This window comes from Streptomyces sp. SID3343, assembly GCF_009865215.1.
GTDB lineage: Bacteria > Actinomycetota > Actinomycetes > Streptomycetales > Streptomycetaceae > Embleya.
Genome location: NZ_WWJX01001619.1, coordinates 1 through 2,653, shown reverse-complemented (window position 1 = coordinate 2,653; position 2,653 = coordinate 1). Strand labels below are relative to the sequence as shown.

Here is a 2,653-nt window from a genome sequence, read left to right as displayed (position 1 = left end):
AACCGGTTGAGGCAGCGGCACAGCGTCGATTTGCCGGCGCCGGAGGGGCCGATGAGCACGACCACCTCGCCCGCGCCGACGACCAGGTCCACGTCGGTGAGCACGCGGACGGCCCCGAACGACTTGTTGATGCTCCTGGCCTCGATCATGGGCGTCGTGCCGGCGGAAGAGGGAGGCACGGGCCTCATCATCGCTCCATCTTTGTTCGGAATCGAAGTTTTCCGTGACACTAGAGGTCGAAATCAAAATAAGTCAATGACTTGATGGTTATAACGGGCTGTGCTATTCCTGTCACTGGCGTGCCTCCGCATGCCTGCCGTGAACGGGAGTGGGACGTTGGGTGGAACCGCGGGAGACCTGGTCCGGTTGGTGGCCATGGGGCATGGCCGATCCCGCGCGGAACTCGCCCGGCTCAGCGGGATGGCGCCGTCGAGCGTGTCGCTGCGGGTGGAGGAACTGATAGACGCGGGGCTCCTGCGCGAGGACGGCGAGGGCGCCTCCCGAGGCGGGCGCCGCCCGCGCCAACTACGCCTGCACGAGAGCGCCGGCGTCGTGGTCGCCGCGGACGTGGGCAGTCACCACGTCCGGATGGCGGTGATGGACCTCGCCGGCCGGGTCCTGCTCACCCACGAACTCCCGGGCGAGATCGCCGAAGGACCCGAGGCGGTGACCGAACGCCTGGCCGGACACGTACGCCTGACACTGCGTCAGGCCCAGGTGAGCGACCTGCCGCTGCTCGGCATCGGCGTCGGCATGCCGGGACCGGTCGACCCCGCGTCGGCCAAAGTGGTCGCGCCCTCGCGGATGCCCGGTTGGAACGACTACCCGGTCCGCGAACGACTGACCGAACTCCTGGGCGTACGCGTGGTGGTGGAGAACGACGCCAACCTGATGGCGGTCGGCGAACACCGCTACGGCTGGCCGGGGCGGGACAACCTGATGGCGGTCAAGGCCGGTACCGGCATCGGCTGCGGCATCATCGCGTCCGGCCGGCTGCACCGCGGCCGGGGCGCGGCCGGCGACATCAGCCACGTCCCCGTGCACGCCGCGCAGCGGGTCACCTGCTCGTGCGGCCACTCCGACTGCCTGGAGGCACACGCCAGCGGCGCCGCGCTGTGCCGCACGCTGCGCGCGCAGGGGATAGAGGTCTCCTCGACCGGCCGACTCGTCGAACTGGTCAACAACGGCGTCCCCGAGGTCACCAACCTGGTCCGCAACGCCGGCCGCCTGGCCGGCCAAGTGCTCACCCCGCTGGTCAACTTCTTCAACCCCGACGTGGTCGTCCTGGGCGGCGGCCTGTCGGCGGCCGAACCCTTCATCGCGGCCGTCCGCGGCGCGATCTACGAACGCTGCCTCCCGCTGGCCACCCGCGACCTGGAAATCGCCACCACGGTCACCGGCCAGGACGCCTGCATGCTGGGCGCCGGCAGCGTGGTCCTGGACGAAGTCCTCACCAGCAACTGGGTGGACGAGACCCTCACCCCTCGCTCCTGACTCCACCGCGCGGCCCGCAGCGCGGCCGACCACGCGCGCCGCGTGCCGGCCGCGACCGGGCACGCCGCCCCTCGATCACCGCGCAACGCCGGTCTCCAAGCGCTGCGACCGACCGAAGGCGCCACCGCGGCCCACCCGCCTACGACCCGTCCACCAACAGCAACGAGGGCGGCACCTCCACCCGCCCGACCCGTCGCATCCGCAACAACTGATACAACGCCCCCGAACTCCCGGGCATCAGACTCGCCGTCGCGCTGTGCGCGACCCCCGCGGACAGCGGCCCATAGGACTCCACCCCGCTCAACACGACCGCGTCCAACCCCGCGCCGGTCACCTCCACGCCGGTACCGACCCCCGAGCCGGAGCCAACCGCCCCCCGAAACGCATCCGGCGCCCCGCGCAACACCGCGTCGACCAACTCCCACGAGCCCAAATCGCCGTGGCACAGCGTGTAGTCCCAACCGAACCCCGTACGCCACGTCCCCGCGGCCGCCCGCACCGCCCGATCCAGCTGCTCCGCCGATCCCGTCCTGACGTACAAATCCCAAGCGGCAAGCCCCACTCCGGTGCTGCCGTGGCACCACGAGTCGAGATACAGCACCTGACCGGCCTCGCGCCGGTCGAGCCAGTTCCCCACCTCGGGCCGGTACAGGGTTTCCTGGAACGCGAACGCCGCGTCGGCCAGGTCCGACCAGCGCTGCTCGCCCACCGCGTGCCCCAACCGGGCGAGGGCCCATCCGATCCCCGCCGCCCCGTGCGCGAAACCGCCGATGCCCTGGGGGAACACCTGAGTCGGCCAATACGCCGTCACCCCGGCCCCACCCCCGACCCCGTCGACCACGGCCCGATCGGCCAGGTGCCGCGCCGCCGCGTCCGCGACGTCGAACCAGGCCGCGTCACCGGTACGTTGCGCAAGCTGGAGCACAGGCACGATCAACCCGGCCGCCCCGGCGGTGACGTCCAACATCGTGTCGGCCGCGAGCAGGCCCGCAGCGCGCTCGGCGTGCCGTATCGCCCGGTCCAGTTCCTCCCGCCGCCCCGACAGCGCGTACAGCGCCAGCCACGTCCGCACCGCCGACCCCACGCCGTCGAACGCGCCCAGCCGCGTGGTCGGCACCCCGTCCTCCATGGCCGCGAGCGCCCGCACCGCGCCGTCGGC

The 2,653-nt window shown here is 71.8% G+C and carries 3 protein-coding genes; 1 reads left to right on the top strand and 2 read right to left on the bottom strand.

What is annotated here, in order from left to right; translation table 11 throughout:
- Positions 1-188 (bottom strand): ATP-binding cassette domain-containing protein (locus tag GT354_RS51930; RefSeq protein ID WP_161365504.1); only part of this gene is annotated, 188 nt, incomplete at its 3' end.
- A 148-nt stretch (positions 189-336) separates the two neighbouring features.
- Between GT354_RS51930 and GT354_RS51925 the strand changes: the two genes are divergently transcribed.
- Positions 337-1,494, top strand: a complete 1,158-nt coding sequence (locus GT354_RS51925) for an ROK family transcriptional regulator (RefSeq protein ID WP_237536295.1) — start codon at positions 337-339, stop codon at positions 1,492-1,494.
- A gap of 139 nt (positions 1,495-1,633) precedes the next feature.
- Here GT354_RS51925 and GT354_RS51920 read toward each other — a convergent pair.
- Positions 1,634-2,653, bottom strand: a 1,020-nt coding sequence (locus GT354_RS51920; protein ID WP_275942341.1) for a lanthionine synthetase LanC family protein, incomplete at its 5' end; no start/stop codon positions are given.